Annotated in this window: 15 protein-coding genes and 2 pseudogenes; 8 read left to right on the forward strand and 9 right to left on the reverse strand. The window is 65.4% G+C overall.

What is annotated here, in order from left to right:
- Window positions 1–382 precede the first annotated feature (382 nt).
- Both VET27_RS24200 and VET27_RS24205 read right to left on the reverse strand, forming a co-directional pair.
- The gene (locus VET27_RS24200) at window positions 383–853 is read right to left on the reverse strand and encodes a tyrosine-type recombinase/integrase (RefSeq protein ID WP_526522262.1); all 471 of its coding nucleotides are present in this window, start codon (window positions 851–853) and stop codon (window positions 383–385) included.
- Between the two features lie 463 nt (window positions 854–1316).
- The gene (locus VET27_RS24205) at window positions 1317–1775 is read right to left on the reverse strand and encodes a MarR family winged helix-turn-helix transcriptional regulator (RefSeq protein WP_526522263.1); all 459 of its coding nucleotides are present in this window, start codon (window positions 1773–1775) and stop codon (window positions 1317–1319) included.
- 162 nt (window positions 1776–1937) lie between these two features.
- On the opposite strand from VET27_RS24205, the gene VET27_RS24210 reads away from it, so the two are divergent.
- Both VET27_RS24210 and VET27_RS24215 read left to right on the forward strand, forming a co-directional pair.
- Window positions 1938–2672 (forward strand): SDR family oxidoreductase, encoded by a 735-nt coding sequence (locus tag VET27_RS24210; RefSeq protein WP_526522284.1) that lies wholly within the window; start codon window positions 1938–1940, stop codon window positions 2670–2672.
- A gap of 124 nt (window positions 2673–2796) precedes the next feature.
- Window positions 2797–3213, forward strand: a complete 417-nt coding sequence (locus VET27_RS24215; RefSeq protein ID WP_526522265.1) for an SgcJ/EcaC family oxidoreductase — start codon at window positions 2797–2799, stop codon at window positions 3211–3213.
- A 399-nt stretch (window positions 3214–3612) separates the two neighbouring features.
- Here VET27_RS24215 and VET27_RS24220 read toward each other — a convergent pair whose 3' ends face one another.
- The gene (locus VET27_RS24220) at window positions 3613–5232 is read right to left on the reverse strand and encodes an alkaline phosphatase D family protein (RefSeq protein WP_526522267.1); all 1620 of its coding nucleotides are present in this window, start codon (window positions 5230–5232) and stop codon (window positions 3613–3615) included.
- Window positions 5233–5495: 263 nt separating this feature from the next.
- Here VET27_RS24220 and VET27_RS24225 point away from each other — a divergent pair, with 263 nt between their 5' ends.
- The 3 genes from VET27_RS24225 (at window position 5496) to VET27_RS24235 (ending at window position 8286) form a co-directional block, all read left to right on the forward strand.
- Window positions 5496–6221 (forward strand): class I SAM-dependent methyltransferase, encoded by a 726-nt coding sequence (locus tag VET27_RS24225; protein WP_526522269.1) that lies wholly within the window; start codon window positions 5496–5498, stop codon window positions 6219–6221.
- 116 nt (window positions 6222–6337) lie between these two features.
- Complete coding sequence (locus VET27_RS24230; protein WP_526522271.1) at window positions 6338–6694, forward strand: VOC family protein; 357 nt, start codon at window positions 6338–6340, stop codon at window positions 6692–6694.
- Between the two features lie 821 nt (window positions 6695–7515).
- Complete coding sequence (locus VET27_RS24235; protein ID WP_526522273.1) at window positions 7516–8286, forward strand: TMEM165/GDT1 family protein; 771 nt, start codon at window positions 7516–7518, stop codon at window positions 8284–8286.
- A gap of 159 nt (window positions 8287–8445) precedes the next feature.
- Here VET27_RS24235 and VET27_RS24240 read toward each other — a convergent pair whose 3' ends face one another.
- On the reverse strand, window positions 8446–10320 hold the full coding sequence (locus VET27_RS24240; protein ID WP_526522286.1) for a potassium transporter Kup: 1875 nt from the start codon (window positions 10318–10320) through the stop codon (window positions 8446–8448).
- Between the two features lie 235 nt (window positions 10321–10555).
- Between VET27_RS24240 and VET27_RS24245 the strand changes: the two genes are divergently transcribed.
- The gene (locus VET27_RS24245; RefSeq protein WP_526522275.1) at window positions 10556–10843 is read left to right on the forward strand and encodes a WhiB family transcriptional regulator; all 288 of its coding nucleotides are present in this window, start codon (window positions 10556–10558) and stop codon (window positions 10841–10843) included.
- Between the two features lie 2 nt (window positions 10844–10845).
- On the opposite strand, the gene VET27_RS24250 is transcribed toward VET27_RS24245, so the two are convergent.
- Together VET27_RS24250 and VET27_RS24255 are read right to left on the reverse strand one after the other, a co-directional pair.
- Window positions 10846–12219, reverse strand: coding sequence for an NtaA/DmoA family FMN-dependent monooxygenase (locus VET27_RS24250; RefSeq protein WP_526522277.1), 1374 nt, complete (start codon window positions 12217–12219; stop codon window positions 10846–10848).
- Between the two features lie 8 nt (window positions 12220–12227).
- Entirely contained in the window at window positions 12228–13409 is a 1182-nt protein-coding gene (locus tag VET27_RS24255; RefSeq protein WP_526522278.1) for an LLM class flavin-dependent oxidoreductase, read from the reverse strand.
- 189 nt (window positions 13410–13598) lie between these two features.
- Between VET27_RS24255 and VET27_RS24260 the strand changes: the two are divergent.
- Window positions 13599–14084, forward strand: a pseudogene (locus VET27_RS24260) (PIG-L deacetylase family protein); the annotation flags it as partial.
- Window positions 14085–14182: 98 nt separating this feature from the next.
- Window positions 14183–14485, forward strand: coding sequence for a hypothetical protein (locus tag VET27_RS24265; protein WP_526522288.1), 303 nt, complete (start codon window positions 14183–14185; stop codon window positions 14483–14485).
- Window positions 14486–14495: 10 nt separating this feature from the next.
- Here VET27_RS24265 and VET27_RS24270 read toward each other — a convergent pair whose 3' ends face one another.
- The 3 genes and pseudogenes from VET27_RS24270 to VET27_RS24280 form a co-directional block, all read right to left on the reverse strand.
- Window positions 14496–14882, reverse strand: coding sequence for a DUF2237 family protein (locus VET27_RS24270; protein WP_526522280.1), 387 nt, complete (start codon window positions 14880–14882; stop codon window positions 14496–14498).
- A 70-nt stretch (window positions 14883–14952) separates the two neighbouring features.
- Window positions 14953–15156 (reverse strand): annotated as a pseudogene (locus VET27_RS24275) (TetR/AcrR family transcriptional regulator); the annotation flags it as partial.
- Between the two features lie 100 nt (window positions 15157–15256).
- On the reverse strand, window positions 15257–16042 hold a 786-nt coding region (locus VET27_RS24280; protein WP_526522282.1), incomplete at its 5' end, for an acyl-CoA dehydrogenase family protein.

Consider the following 16042-nt stretch of genomic DNA (forward strand, 5'->3'; position numbering starts at 1 on the left):
CAACTCCCGCATCCAGGCGATCAAGGTCTCTGCCCGCGGCTACCGCAACCGTGAACACTTCAAGACCGCCATCTACTTCCACCTCGGCGGATTACAGCTCTACCCGACGGCGCCATGACCCACGAACTTCCCGGAAGAGCCCAAAAAGCGGACCCAAAAAGCGGACCGCACCACGCCGAAATCAGAACGAGCGCAAGAAATTTCGGTTCGATCTTATCGGCGATGACGCTAGCCCTGAAATGTCGGGCACGACAGGTTCGCGGTTGCGTTTGGTGGAGGTAGCACCGGCGATCATGCAGGGATTGCTGTCGAGTAGCTCATCGTTGATCGCAGTGGCACAGATCGCGTGTAGCAGTTGGTAGGCGTGTGCCCGCATTGTCGGTTAGTCCTTGAGCGTTGACGCGTACCACGACCGAATCGCGGCGGGCTTCAAGTTTGCAACGGCAACCGCGCCCAGGTCGGGGGAGATGTGGGTTTCGATGATCGATGTGTAATGGATTCGGCTGCGTGGCTTCAGGTCGCGTTGTGCGATCCACCGCTTGCCGTATTCGGCAAGTGTTTCGCGGTTGGCGTCACCGGCCATGGCGAGTCGTTCGGCGGGACTGAGCCATTCGATTTTCAGCGCCGCTGTGTTTCTGACGTTTCCTGACAGGTTGGACAGGGCGGTTTGAACTTCTCGGCGTTCGCGGGCTAGCCACTCTTCGGCATCCATTTTTGTTGCGAATGTGGTCGGTGCGAAGTGACGTTTTGCGTCGGGGCCGACGTAGGACGCTTGGTAGCGACCGCTTGGGCGTTTGCGTATCCATCCCCAGCCGCGATGGTTTTTCGTTCCGCTCACTGTCTGGCCTTTCACGATCCGATTTTTTGACGATTCGCTTTCGTACGCGTTTGCTGTAGAGCCAGCCGTTCGGCGGCGGTACCTATGGGTTTGCTGAGCCGGGCTATCCAAGGGCTGTGCAAACTATGCTATACGGTTATGTATGGGTATGAAAGGGGTACCCGACTTGCGCTGTAATACGCAGTGTGCCAAGGGAATCCGTTGGTCAGAGCCTGATAGTCAGTGCGGCGATTGGCTAATTCGATACCAGCCGGGACCACCAGGAACGCCCCATTTCAGAGGTCTGTTCAGCCGCTGACTTCTCACGTGCGCCATCAGGTCGACGCTGGGTTCATCCGGCCAATGTCCGGCCGGACGAATCACGCACTGCCGCCGTCTCGACGACGTTCTGACCGCCCGGTCCGGTTTGCGTTGGGGCCGAGTGGAAGTCGCGCGGGGACTCGCGGGCACTCCGCTTGAGCTGCTCGAGGGTCCCAAGCTAACTGTTCTGCTCCATCAGTTCGGCCAGCGCTCTCCTCAATTCAACCACTTGTTGACTTGTCATTCCGGCGGTGATTTCGTTCTCCACCTGCTCTGCCAGGTGTGCGGCACGCTGCAACAATTCCGAACCAGCCGCCGTCAATGCGAGCCGATGACTTCGTCGATCCTGTGGTGAGACGCGTCGGTTGATCAGTTTGGCCTGCGTGAGCGCGTCAACGAGCTGGCTCATGGTGGTCCGGTCAATACGCAGCCGTAGCGCCAGTTCGCTCTGGCTGATGCCGGGCCGGTCGTTGAGACCCAACAACAGGCCCAAGTCGCGCGGTGTGATGCCAAGCGGTGCAAGCGTCGTCGAGGTGCGCTCTCGCACGGTTCCGGCCAACTGGCTGAGCAAAAATCCCAACGACGACTCCGGCGAGTGGAGCTTGCTGGCCTTTGCGGAGTCGAGTTGGCGTTTCATCGAAGAACAGTATGGGTCACGATCCCGACAATCCAGAATCCTCACCTATCAAAACATTCACTCCTGCTGACTAATTTGACGTACGCTTGCGGAGCCACCTCGCGGGGGCTCTCGCCGACCCGTGTCGATGGACTCGTCTACGGAGATGAAATGGGAGGCCCGATGCCGGGTGTCGAAGGAAAAGTTGCTATCGTCACTGCCGCGAGCCGCGGCATCGGACGTGCCGTCGCCACGACGCTGGGCCGTCGCGGTGCCTCGGTAGTGGTCAACTACGTCAACAATGAGAAGACGGCTGACGATGTCGTCGCCGAAATCGAAGCTGCGGGGGGAACCGCCGTCGCCGTGCAGGGGTCGGTCGCCGATCGGGACGACGTGGCGCGACTCTTCGACACCGCCATCGACCGGTTCGGCGGGGTTGACATCACCGCCAATCTCGCGGGCGCGTTCGTCGAAAAACCCACCGTCGACCTTTCCGATGAGGACTTCGAGAAGGTCTTCTCCGTCAACGCCCGCGGTGCGCTGTATGTGCTGGCGGCGGCCGCGCGCCACGTGCGCGACGGCGGACGGATACTGCACACGTCCACTGGCGGCACTGAAATGCCCCATCCGGGCGGGGGTCTGTACGCGGCCTCCAAGGCTGCCGGCGAGCGCATCGCGTTTGCCTTGGCCAAGGAACTCGGTCCTCGCAGGATCACCGTCAACGTGGTTTCGCCCGGAATCACTGCGACCGACGGCATGACCATTTCCGAAGCGATCCGCGATCAATTGGTCGCTCAGACGCCACTGGGGCGCCTTGGACAACCACAAGACGTTGCCGAAGTATTTGCCTTCTTGGCCTCCGAGGAAGCCGGCTGGGTCACCGGTCAACTCATTCGTGCCAACGGCGGAATTCTGTGACGGCCGGGTCGCCGATTGACCGGCTCAACGCATCGCCGCGAGCCGAGATGGTGCACATCGCAGACCGGTGCGAGGCGGCAAAGGAGCGGCGCGTGGTGAGAACCGACGCCGCCGGTGATCGAAAATGACGACCGATCTGGTCAAGCAACTGTTGGCCGACTTCGAGGCGTGCATGAATGACCGCGACGCCGAACGATTTTCCGAACTATTCACTGCGGATGGTGATTTCGTCGATTTCATGGGTGGATGGCAACACGGCCGACCCAGTATCCGTGACGGCCACGCGATGGCGTTCGAGGGTTTCCTCGCTCATGGTGCGTTTCGCTTCACATCGAAGACCATCGACGAATCAAGCGCCGGCGTCGCAGTGTGTCACGCGCTATGGGTGTTCACGGGCCAGCAGGACGCCCAGGGGCAAGCCATAGGCGACCGCACGGGAATCATTACCCTTGTCATCGTCCCGACCGTCGACGGACCGGCACTTCGCGCTGGACAGAACACCGAACACGGCCGAGCTCTCACTCAGTTCTCGGGAGGCTGATGCGAAATCGAACACCCCACAGGCATCGTGCCACGTCGAAGCCCTAACTGCTGCAATGGATTAGCACGTCCCGCCGCCCCACAGGTGCGAGGATGCCCATCTGAGTTGCAGAATCCACTCGCGGTCGCTCGAGTGATTCATCCTGCCAATATTCCGAGAACGGCCTCGATCGACGAACGCGCTGTGCTGGACGAACTGCAGGCACGTGGGCCCGAATTTTGGCTTTGGCAGGACCATTTGGAGACCCTCGATCGAGCACTGCTCCCCGCATTCGACCGTCAGTACGCCGGAGTCATGTCCCGCGACGCATCCGTCGACCGTTACAGCAGACGATGGAAGGTGCTGGGTCAATTGAGCTGCGCGGGCCGCGTCAACGGGCAGGTTGCCTCACCAACGGCGTTAAACAGTCAGCGAGATCCGGGCAACTTCCTGCAGTTCGGTAGAACTTCTCGGCTGCTCGAAGGAGGCTTCGGCGGTGCGGCCGGTCGTGTGCAGCGTGGCAATGGTATTTCCGAAGAGCGGACCGCCAACGTTCTCCCACGTCAGCGGTGGCGCAGCAGCTCCGTGCCGGGATGCCCACCGCCGGGTGACCCGGGCCAGCCGGGTGGACCAACCGATCTTGAACACGGGTTTGACGAAACTTGGCACGTAGTTGTGCACGGGCGAACACACCAGTTGATGCACCTGCGCCGTCGCTCCGGGCAGCTCGGCGCGGGCGGCATAACTGTGGTGTACGTCCCCGGAGAGCACGGAAACGGTTGCCGGCCCGTCGGTTCCGCGGGACGCCACATCGGTGATGAGACGGCTCAGGTTCAGAAAAGATTCGGCGAAGGCGGCCCAGTGCTCGAAATCCGCTGTCTGGCGGACTTTCTCGGCCAACCGGCCGCGGAGTCCCTGGCGGTTGGCCGCGCGCTCGTTGACCATCTGCATGTCACCGATCACCGGGGGCAGCAGCCACGGCAGCGACGAGCCGAGAATCAGGTGGTCGACCTCGTCGAGTCCGTCATTGACTTGCGCCTCCAGCCAGCCGAACTCGCGGTCACCCAACATCTTGCGGTCGCCCGAATCCAGAATCCGGGCGTTTCTCGAATCGATCATGACGAGTCGGCTGCGGCCGAGGTCCCATCGGTAACTGAACCGAAGGCCCTTGTCGTCATCGACTTCCGTGTCGGCCCGGTCGGCCAGCTCGACCAAGTGGGGCCAGATGTCCCCCTGGGCCGCGAGGACCTTCTGGTAGTCCTCGTCGGCGTCGAGCTCGGCAGGGCTGAGGTTGCCGAGATGCTGGTAGACCCAGTACGACGCGAGACCCGACCGGATCCGGTCACGCCACCACGACTTCTGGTTGACCTCCTTGCGCCACGCCCCCGAGGTGTTCCAGTCATCCCTGATGTCGTGGTCGTCGAAGATCATCGCGGTGGGAATGGTGGACAGGACCCAACGGATCTCCGGGTCACCCCACGTATGCCGGTACAGGCCTTCGTATTCCGTAAAGGTCACGACTTCGTCCGGCGGGCGTTGTTTAGCGGAGCGCCGGCCGGCGAGGTGGCGACGAGCCTCGGGAGTGAGCTCGTCTGCATAGACCTGGTCACCGAGCAGAATCAGGGCGTCCGGCCATTCTTCGACGGGGATCGTGGGCAGCCTCGCCGCGTAGCAGTCCAGCGCGTCGAGGCCGATCTTGTCGTCGAGCTTCTGGTCGCCAGTCTTTGGGTATCGACACGACCCGAAGATGATGCGCAATTCATCGACCGTGGCTCGTCCCCGCGTCGTGATGACACTCGGCGGAAACTCGGTGTCCGGCTCGGGCCACACCTCTTCACCGTTGACCCGCACCCGGTACTGGGTGGTGGATCCCTTTTCCAGACCTTCGACCAAGACCAGCGCATAGTGGCAGCCCTGGACCTCGAACGTGGCCGCGGAGCACCCGAGTACCTCCACGGTGGCAGCGGCGTCCGTTTGTACCCAGATGGTTGCCGTCGTCTCACCGACGTGGCGCAGGACGGGGCCAAGCACGAGCGACATTCGACGAGCTTAGGCTCGCGAAGTGCCCGGTGCTGAGGCCGGTCCAAGGATTCGGGCGAGGCGATCGGCGGTGGTGGCTGGATCGCCCTCTAGAGTCGCAGTGGGAGCTCCGCGGTGTGGTGACTGGATGAGAACTGGACGAAGGGGACGTACGTGGTCGAGTTGGTGTGCAGGCACGAGTCGGTGCCGGGGGATGGGTATCCGGCCGCAGCGGCAGCGCGGCGGGAGCGCATAGCCGCGCGTGGACGTAGGGGTCTGACCTCGTGACGGTCGGGCCTACCGGGCTGCCGCGCCGCGAGGTGCCTGCAGCCTTCGACGTCGGCGCCCCGGCCTACGACAGTCTCGTCGGCGCCAACCCCGGTTACCACGAACACCTCCGTATCTCGGCGCGTCGCATGCGGTTGCCGAACCATGGGCGCGGGCTGCGACTGCTCGACGCCGGCTGCGGCACCGGCGCCTCCACGGCCGCCTTGCTCGCGGTCGCCCCCGAAGCCGAGATCGTGGCGCTCGACGCCTCCGCCGGCATGCTCGCCGAGGCGAGGTCGAAGGACTGGCCGCCATCGGTGCGGTTCGTACACAGCCGAGTGGAGGATCTCGCCGAGGCGGGTGTGACTGGTCCCTTCGACGGCATCTTCGCCGCTTACCTGCTGCGCAACCTCGCGGATCCCGATGCGACCCTTCGGGAGTTCCTGACCCTGCTGCGTCCCGGTGGCACGCTGGCGATCCACGAGTACTCGGTCCGAGACTCGGCGTTGGCGCGGGCGGTGTGGAACTTCGTGTGCTTAGCGGTGATCATTCCGCTCGGCAGGCTCCGGACCGGTGACGGCGGGCTGTACCGCCACTTGCGCAGCAGCGTCAATGCGTTCGACGGTGCCACGGCCTTCCGCGACCGGCTGAGCGCCAACGGCTTCACGGAAGTCAACGCCGAGACCATGCCCGGCTGGCAGCGCAACGTCGTGCACACCTTTCTGGCGGACGCGCCCTCCTGACCCTTCCGTAGAGGACGCGATGGTTCGGGCGACAACCCGCGTCGCCAAAGTGGTGTAACCACTCCGGCGACGGGTAAGGGATCGCAGGGGTCATCATGCGATCAAATGGAGTAAGTATGGCTAGTGGTGTTGCGACGGTGTGGATGCCAGTCGAGGACATGAGCCGCGCGCTCGGGTTCTACGGTCAGACTCTCGGGCTGTCCGTGAAGAGCGAGGGCGACGATTGGTCGGAGTTGTACGCCAATGGGGTATCGATCGGACTGAACGCCCGCGAGGCTACGCACGGTGTCGGCAGCGGAGGTGCGATGCTCACGCTGCAGCCCGACGGCAGTCTGTACGACGAGATCGTGCGCCTGACGGACTCGGGTGTCGAGTTCATTGGTGAGGTCAGTGATCACCCGTGGGGCCGAATTGCGTCCTTCAAGGATTCCGAAGGCAATGATCTGCAACTCTTCGAGCCGCCTTCGGAGTAGTACGTCGTTCGACCGCTTCGGTCTTTGAGAACGAGCAACCCTTTGCGGCACCGAAGACGCCTTTGACCGACGACCCCTCGCTTGCTTCTTGGGCGTAGCCTGGCGGCGCATGCCGCGCAGGAGGTCCAGGGCTGGGAGCGCCTCCTGAGTCGGGGATCACGCCCTCGCTGAGATGGCGCTCCATCAGCGTGGCGTAAACATCCAGGTTGAGGGTGGCCAGCAGTCGGATCGTGGGCGAGTCCTCGATGTCGCGATTGACCTCGCGAAGCTCGGCAGCCGACATCGCCGTGGTGTCGTCCACCTAACTCCACTCCCTCCCGTTCGCTCCGCATCGTGCGTCGACGGTCCAAGATAGGGCACGGCGGCGATATTGGACCGCGTGCAGGGTCGGCGCAGACGTCGTGTCGGCGGCGACCCCGGCTCAGGTGTCTCAGGAGTCGCGTGAGTCCCACGAGGCACACGCCCGTCGTCCCGCATTCGGGCGATTGGGTGACCATGCCTGGGATTCCAGGAATCCCGTCCGCGCGAATCCGGGCGTCCGAACTTTCGCCCTTCGTGTGCCCAAACTTATTGCGAGCATTGCGATTTCGGTCAGACTGTGTTGCGCTGGCAGGGCGGGAGCGGGTATGGTCGGGGCAACGAAGGGGAGTAGCCCCCAATCGGATGATCGACATACTGGTCGCGTAGGCAGTTTGCGCGGCCCGGTCATCCGAACCGGTCCACCGATCGGTGGGCGAGACCTTCGGCTGTTGTGACCGTTTGGGTTACCGGCCGAAGGCATGCATACGCCTTCTGCGGCAGCCACCGACCGAGGAGTCATGGTGCTCGCCGCTCTGCTACTCAGCTTCGCCGTCATCTTCATCGCAGAGATGGGCGACAAGACCCAGCTCGTGGCGATGGTGTTCGCGCTGCGCTATCGCTGGTGGGTAGTGCTCACCGCCATCACCGCCGCCACCACCGCCGTACACGTCCTGTCGGTCGCGATCGGCCACTATCTCGGCGCCGCCTTGCCGACGCACCTGCTCGGCATCATCGCGGGACTGATGTTCGTCTTCTTCGGCCTATGGACCCTACGGGGCGACAAGCTCACCGACGAGGATTCCAGTCGCGCCCAAAAAGCCACCGCGCCAGCGTTCTTCGTGGTCATGTCCGCGTTCGTGCTTGCCGAACTCGGCGACAAGACGATGCTCGCGACCATCACCCTCGCCGCGGACAACGACTGGGTGGGCGTGTGGATCGGCTCCACGCTCGGCATGGTGGCCGCCGATGGGCTCGCCATCGTGGTCGGTGCGGTCGCGGGCAAGCACCTCCCCGAGCGGATGATCCAGATCTCCGCGGCCGTGCTGTTTCTGCTCTTCGGCGCCTACATGCTCCTGGAGAGCGCGTTCCCCGGCGCCCACGTCGCGGTCATCGTCGGGGGTGCGGTCGCCGCCGTCGCGTTGTTCGCCGCCGTCCTGCGGGCGATGCCGGAACGGTTGCGGCCGGCCGTCTTGCGGACCGAGCCGGCATCAGTGGCCGAGAGCGCCGACACGGCCTCGGGCGAGGTCGAAGACCAAGCTGCCGCAGCGGAATCGGCGTCACGCAAAGCCTGAAGTGGTCTTGCTTCAGGCAGTCATCGCACCCGTCACCTCGCGCGACCGTCCGTCCAACGTGACGGGGCCCCCGCACCCATGCCTAGCTTCATACCGTGGCAACCATCGGCGCATGGCCATCTTGGCGAAATCGAACGATTCTCGAGTCCGCCGGCACCCTCAGAATTCGATGCGCGAGCCCATGACCACCGTCCGGTCGTGCGGCAGATGGAAGAAGTCGGCGGCGTCGGCCGTGAGATACGAAGTGGCGATGAACAGGCGCTTGCGCCACGGCGCCATGGTTGGCTCCGGTCCGGCAGCCAGCTCCAACTTCGAGAGGAAGTAGGACGCCTCGTCGACGCTGATCGCCCCCTCCGTCTCCTCCGGATCCAACAGGCGCAGCGCGGCCGGGACGTCCGACGGCTCCATGTACCCGAATCGTGCTGTCACGTGCACGATTCCGTCCTGGGCATAGCCGAGCGCGTCGACTTCCAACCGCTCGTCTTGCGGCACCCGGGGCACGGGCTCCGTCTCGATCGTCATGATCACCACGTGGTCGTGGCGCACGTGGCTGTGTTCGACGTTGGCGCGCATCGCCAGCGGCGCCGTCTCCTTGCCGCGGTTGAGGAATACCGCGGTACCCGGGACCCGGGTCAACGGCGGCTCGCATTCGGAGAGTCCGTCGATGAACCCGCGCAGCGGCCCCTCCACGCTTTCCCGCGCCTTGGTGACGAGCGTGCGACCGCGCTCCCACGTCATCATGACCGTCCACGCCGTGACGGCGATCAACAACGGCAGCCACGCGCCGTGCACAAGCTTGGTCAGGTTGGCCGCCAGGAACAGCAGATCGACGAGCAACAGCGTGCCGCCGCCGATCAGCACCATCCACAGCGGCGTGCCCCACCGCGTCCTGGCGAGGTAGAAGAACAGCAACGTGACGATGGTGATGGTGCCGATCACCGCCATGCCGTACGCGTAGGCGAGTTTGGCCGAGCTCTCGAAGGCGAACACCAGGATCAGCACGGACACCATCAACATCCAGTTGATCGCCGGAACGTAGACCTGGCCGTAGGCCGACGCCGAGGTGTGCACGACGCGTAGCCGCGGCAGGAGGCCGAGTTTGGCGGCCTGCGCCGCGACCGAGAACGCTCCGGTGATGACCGCCTGCGACGCGATGATGGTCGCCGCGGTGGCCAGCAGCACCATGGGCAATCGGGCCCAGCCCGGGATCAGCAGGAAGAACGGCGCGCTGACCGACTTCTCGTCGCCCAGAAGCAGCGCGCCCTGACCCAGGTAGTTGAGCACGCATGCAGGCAGGACGACGAACAGCCAGGCCAGGGTGATGGGCCGCCGACCGAAGTGGCCCATGTCGGCGTAGAGCGCCTCCGCACCCGTCACCGCCAGTACGACCGCGGCCAGCGCGAAGAAGGCAATGTGGAAGTGCCCGAACATGAATGACAGCGCGTAGGTCGGCGACAATGCCTTGAGGATTTCGGGATGGTCGACGATGCCCGTGACCCCGCAGGCGCCGATCGCGGTGAACCACAAGATCATCACCGGCCCGAAGAAGCGCCCTACCTTGGCCGTGCCGTGGCGCTGAACCGCGAACAGACCCACGATGATTACCGCCGTGATCGGGACGATCCAATGTTCCAGGTCCGGGGTGATGACCTTGATGCCCTCGATGGCGGACAGCACCGAGATTGCGGGGGTGATCATGCTGTCGCCGAAGAACAGTGACGCGCCGAACAGTCCCAACCCGGCCAGGATCATCGCGGTGCGACGGCCACGGGTCGCGGCACCGTGCCGGAGCATCGTGATGAGTGCCATGATGCCGCCCTCGCCGTCGTTGTCGGCGCGCATCACCAAGGTGATGTAGGTCAGCGTGACGATGATCATGACCGACCAGAAGATCAGGGACACAACGCCGTACACGTTGTCGGTGCTGATCGGCACGGGGTGGGGGTCGGCGGGGTTGAACAGAGTCTGGAGGGTGTAGATCGGGCTGGTCCCGATGTCACCGAACACCACGCCGAGTGCGCCGAGGACGAGCACGGCGCGAAACGGCGGTGTGTGGCCGCTGGTCCGAGGCGACGTCGTGGACTCGAGATTCGTCTGCACGGCGATGTCCTTGCTGTGGGAACCGGCAAATGTCGATCCTAAACCCACGCACGCACGATCCCGGTGTCATCCGCGACCTCGGCTCACGCAGAGTCGATGTCTGGTCAACGTCCGTTGTCTCGGAGATGGTGAGAGGGCGACATGACCGAACGGAGGACGGGAAGCTCCCATGAATGCTTCGTTGAATCTCTCACGCGAACTGCTGCGCCCACTGCTCGAGGACTGGACCTGGCAGGAGCTGGGAAGCTGTCGGCGCGCCGCTCCGGAGATCTTCTTCCCCGAGGATGCCGGCCGGTCGGGCCTGCGGGCGCGGGAGGAACGTGCCAAGCGGATCTGCCGCGCGTGCCCGGTCCTCGCGCGCTGCCGCGAGCACGCGTTGGCGGTGGGGGAGACTCACGGCGTCTGGGGTGCCATGTCGGCGAGAGATCGCATACGGATGTTCGCCGCCGGGGCGTGAACTCACACGGCCGTGGCGGTGTCCCCGGCCCGCAACGGTGCCGCGAGACCGAGGTGGTCGCGCAGGGTGGTGCCCTCGTAGTCCGACCGGAACACGCTGCGCTCCTGCAGCAATGGCACCACCAGGTCGACGAACGGATCCAACCCGCCCGGCGTGACGTGGGGGACCAGGATGAATCCGTCGCTGGCATCGGCCTGGACGAGACGGTTGATCGTGTCGGCGATCGTGCTCGCCGACCCGACGAAGTTCTGGCGCCCGGTGACCTCGACGATGAGTTCGCGTGACGTCAATTTCTCGGCCTCGGCCCTGGCTCTCCAATCGTTGGCGGTAGCGATCGGGTCGCGGTACATCCGCACGCTGGCCCTGCCGCGGGCGATGGTGTTCTCGCCGACGATCGGATCGACGGAGGGCAGCGGCCCGTCCGGGTCGTGGTCGGAGAGGTCGCGGTTCCACAGCTGTTCGAGGAACTTGATGGCGGTTTGCGGCGAGATCTGTGCCAGGCGTACGTCGTGGGCGATCTCGGCCGCCTCGGCGTCGGTGTCCCCGAGCACGAACGTCGCGGCAGGCAGAATGAGCAGTTGGTCGTGCTGTCGTCCGTACCTGGCGAGGCGCCCCTTGACGTCGGCGTAGAAGGCCTGCCCGTCCGCCAGCGTTCCGTGCCGGGAGAAGACCGCATCGGCTGCGGCGGCGGCGAATTCGCGACCGTGATCGGAGTCGCCCGCTTGGAAGATGACGGGTCTGCCTTGGGGGCTGCGTGGCACGTTGAACCGCCCGCTGATGTCGAAGTGCGCGTTCGAGTAGGTGAACGCGCCCGCCGTCGGGTCGGAGAGGAAGACGCCGCTTTCCTTGTCGGCGACGACCTCGTCTCCCCGCCACGAGTCGAAGAGGGTGTGCGCGGCCTCGAGGAAGCTCTCGGCGCGCGTGTAGCGCTGGTCTTCGGCCAGGAATCCGCCGAGGCGAAAGTTCTTGCCGGTGAACGCATCCCATGACGTGACGACGTTCCATGCGGCGCGTCCCTCGGAGAGGTGGTCGAGTGACGCGAACTGCTTGGCGACCTCGTACGGTTCGTTGAACGTCGAGTTGATCGTGCCGGTCAGGCCGAGTCGATCCGTCACCGCGGCGAGGGCGGCCAGCACCGTGAAGGTGTCCGGTCGGCCGACGACGTCCAGGTCGTAGATCTCGCCGCCCTGCTCGCGCAGGCGCAGCCCCTCGGCGAGGAACATGAAGTCGAACTTGCCGCGCTCTGCGGTCTGGGCGAAGTGTACGAACGAACTGAAGTCGATGTGGCTGCCGGACGCCGGGTCACTCCATACCGTGGTGTTGTTGACGCCGGGGAAGTGCGCGGCGAGGTGAATCTGTTTGACGGGCTTGGGCATACGCGGTCCTAGGTCGTTGCGGCGGTCGAGTAGCGGTTGGCGGGGCGTGGTAGGCCGAGCATCTCGCGGAGGGTGGCGGCCATGTACGAGGTACGGAACAGGCCTCGCGATTGCAGTTCCGGGACCAGGCCGTCGGTGATCTGGAGCAGGTCGTGAGGCAGCGTCGCGGGGCGCAGCCGGAATCCGTCCGCTCCCGCCGCGTGCCACTGCTGCAGCAGGTCGGCCAGCTGCGTCGGTGTTCCCGCGAAGATCTCTGCATCGCTGACGTATTCACATCCCGCCGTCTGGTCGAGCCGCTGCCGTCGCGAACGGGCGGCGTCCAGACTGTCGTCGAGGAACACCGCCAGATCGGCGAACACCCGGACCGGTGAACAGGCGGATCTGCGCGCCGCGATCGCATCGACGAGGGTCACCGTCTCCGAGGAACTGTGGGGGGTGACGAAGCCGACGTCGGTACTTGAGGCGATGAGTACGTATGCGGGATCAACGTGCCCGAGTGCGGCGACGATCGGCTGCCCCTGCGGCGGCCTCGGTGTGATGGATGGACCCTTCACCGAGAACCACGCCCCTTCAAAGTCGATGTAGTGCAGCTTCGTTCGATCGATGAACCGCCCGGTGGTGATGTCGCGAATTTCGGCGTCGTCCTCCCAGCTGTCCCACAGTCGGCGGACGACCTCGACGTAGTCAGCCGCTTCGCGGAGGAGGTCGTTGACGTCTGCCCGTTCGGGCACGCTGCGACGGCCGAAGTGGCGCACGGCGTCGCGACGCGCGGACACCTGCACGCGGACTCCCGCCCGGCCGGAACTGACGTAGTCGAGGGTCGCGATGGCCTTCGACACGTGAAAGGGTTCGGTGTGGGTGGCGATGACCGTCGGGATCAGGCCGATGTGACGGGTCCGGGGTGCGACCCGCGAGGCGATGAGCGTGGCGTCGAGTCGGCCTCGGACCCGATCGGTCCGTTCATCTGGGTGGAAGGGATGTTCGGACTGCAACGTCAGGCCATCTTCGATGGTGACGAAGTCCAGCAGGCCCCGCTCGGCCGCGATGACCAGGTCGGTCCAGTAGCCGGGCGTCAGAAGATCGGCGGGCCTGGCGCCGGGCTCACGCCACGAGGCAGGATGCCATCCCGTCCCGTCGAGCGCGATGGCGAGATGTAGACGATCGGGGCTACCGGACACGGACGTTCTCACTTTCGTTCACGGTAACCACGACAACGTTGCGCTGCCTCCGGGTCATTCCTGCTGAGTCGATCGGGCGGCCGACGGCCAGAGCCCTCGACCATCACCCGCCGCCGCGGAATCGGCACGTCCTCGCAGGTCATCCGCTAAGTCTCCCTCGCCGCCTGGCGCATCCGGAGAGATCGGCGCAGGGTGATGCCAATGACGGAATGGGTTCGGCAAGCACGGCGGGGCGCCCGTCGGGTGCCCGTGCTGCTGATCGTGCACGCCCACCCCTACGACGAGTCGAGCCAGACGGGTGGCACACTGGCCCGCTACGCCGCTGCCGGCTGCCGCACCGTTCTGGTGACGTGTACCGACGGCGCCAAGGGCGACGCAGTCGACGGTGGCGCGAAACCCGGTGAAGACGGACATGACCCGCATCGGGTCGCCGCACACCGGTCGAGGGAACTGGACTGCGCGACCAGTGCGCTGGGCGTGCGCGACGTCGTGAAACTCGGCTACCCGGATTCCGGGATGCCCACTGGCGGTGAACCAGCCGCAGCGGACTCCTTCAGCGCGCGTCCGCCGGCGCCGATGGTGACGCAGATGGTCCGGCTCATGCGCCTCTACGAGCCGGACGTGGTGATCACGTATCCGCCCAACGGGCTGTCCGGGCATCCCGATTACATTCGCACCCACGATCTGGTGGCCGCGGCGCACGGCAACGTCGTCGCGAACGCTGAACGTGGGGGCCGGATTCCCCGGCTGTACTACATCGCGATGTCGTCAGCCGCCTGCGGGCGGTGCAGTCCAGTGTCCGGTCCGCCTTCGGTGACGATGCGTGGGTGCCGCCCGACGAACTCTGTGTCGACGACGCCGAGATCACCACCGTCATCGACGTCTCGCCGTTCTGGGGGGACAAGCTGGCGGCACTGGCGGCGCATGCCAGCCAACCGGATGCCGAGTTGCTGCTGCAAGTGTTCAAGATGGCGGATGATTCCGAATCCGTTGCGCGAGTGGAGGAGTACGTGCAGGCCTACCCGCCCATCGGGTCCCCGGTGTCCGCGGTCGAGCGGGACTTCTTCGATACCGAAACGTCAGTGTGACGCCGCGTCCTCACAGGCCGCCCAGGTCGTCGGGCACGTCGACGGCGTGCTCGCGAAGCACCTCCAGTGTCACGACGTCGAGAGTGCGCTCGTGGCTGGCGGCTAGCACCACCGGTGCGGCGTAGCCGTCCTGTTGCGCGCGTAGCCAATTGACGGCGGTGACGCACCAGCGGTCGCCGGGCACCAGGCCCGGGAATCGGTATTGCGGCATCGGTGTCGTCAGATCGTTGTCGATGCTGCGTTGGTGCTCGAGGAACTCGGTGGTGACGACGGCACAGATGGTGTGGAGGCCGACGTCCTCGGGTCCGGTCGAGCAGCAGCCGTCCCGATGGAAGCCGGTGAGCGGGTCGGTGCCACAGGGATCGAGTGGTCCGCCGAGCACGTTGAGATCAGGCATCGCACCAGTATCCCTTGGCGGACGACTCGCCGGTGTGTTCCCGGATGCGCCGTCGCCCGTGTCCTGAGACTCACGGCACCTGGCGCTGGCGAGCAGGTGGCCGACCCGACCTCGGTTCGACGAACCCGCGCACGACGTGCTCCCGGACGAACTCGGTCACGGCGTCGGCGTCGTCGAGGTCCAATCTCTCCGAGGGGGTCAGGAACAGCGAGAACAGCATTCTGGCGAACCATTCGGCCGCGGCGTCCACGTCGAGGTCGCGGCGGACTTCGCCCTGCCGATGTCGACGACGCTGGTCTTTCGCAGGCCCTGGGTGCGAAAGCACGACAACGCCGCCTCGACGATGACCGTCCGGGTGTCGATCGTGGTGTCGGTCATGGCACTCCTGCAGGGTAGGTGCTGCCGAGCCGGGCCAGGTGCGCGGACGCCGAACCCAGCGCGAGTTCATTGTGCTTGGCCCACAGGAAGTATCGGAAGAGCGGATAGCTGACGTCGATGCCGATGCCGCCGTGGACCTGCTGCGCGGTGGCGACCACCCGCATGCCCGCCTCGGCGGCCCAGAACTTGGCGATGCTCGCCTCACGATGGACGGAGCGACCCTGGCCGATGAGCCATGCGGCGTGCCACGTCGTCCACCGGATCGCCTCGACGTCGATGAATGCGTCGGCCATGCGTTGCTGGATGGCCTGAAAGCTGCCGATCGGCCTGCCGAACTGTTCCCGTTCACTCGTGTAGGACGCCGCCATTCGCAGTGCCCGCTCGGTGACCCCGATCTGCTGGGCGCACAACGCCACCAGGGCCCGGTCGTGAAGGTTCCGCACCGCGTGCGCGCCGTCACCGGCGGCGCAGAGTCGATCCCGCTCGGGCACCGACGCACCGTCGAACGTGACGTCGGCGTGTGGCTGCCCCCCGGTCGTCGGGACGGGCGCCACGTCCACGCCCGGGTCCTGCGCATCGACCACGAACAGGCCGACCTCACCGTCGTCGGTGACCGCGGGAATCACCATGGCTTCAGCGATCTGCGCCGCGGGGACGAGGTCCTTGACGCCGTCGAGGCGCCAGCCGTTCCCGTCGCGTCGCGCAGTGGTCACCGGGCTGGCGGGATCGGTGCGCCCCGGCTCGGTCAGGCCGGCGGTGAGGATCCGATCGCCTGCGACGAC

The sequence above is a fragment of the Mycobacterium sp. genome (assembly GCF_035633495.1).
Lineage (GTDB): Bacteria > Actinomycetota > Actinomycetes > Mycobacteriales > Mycobacteriaceae > Mycobacterium.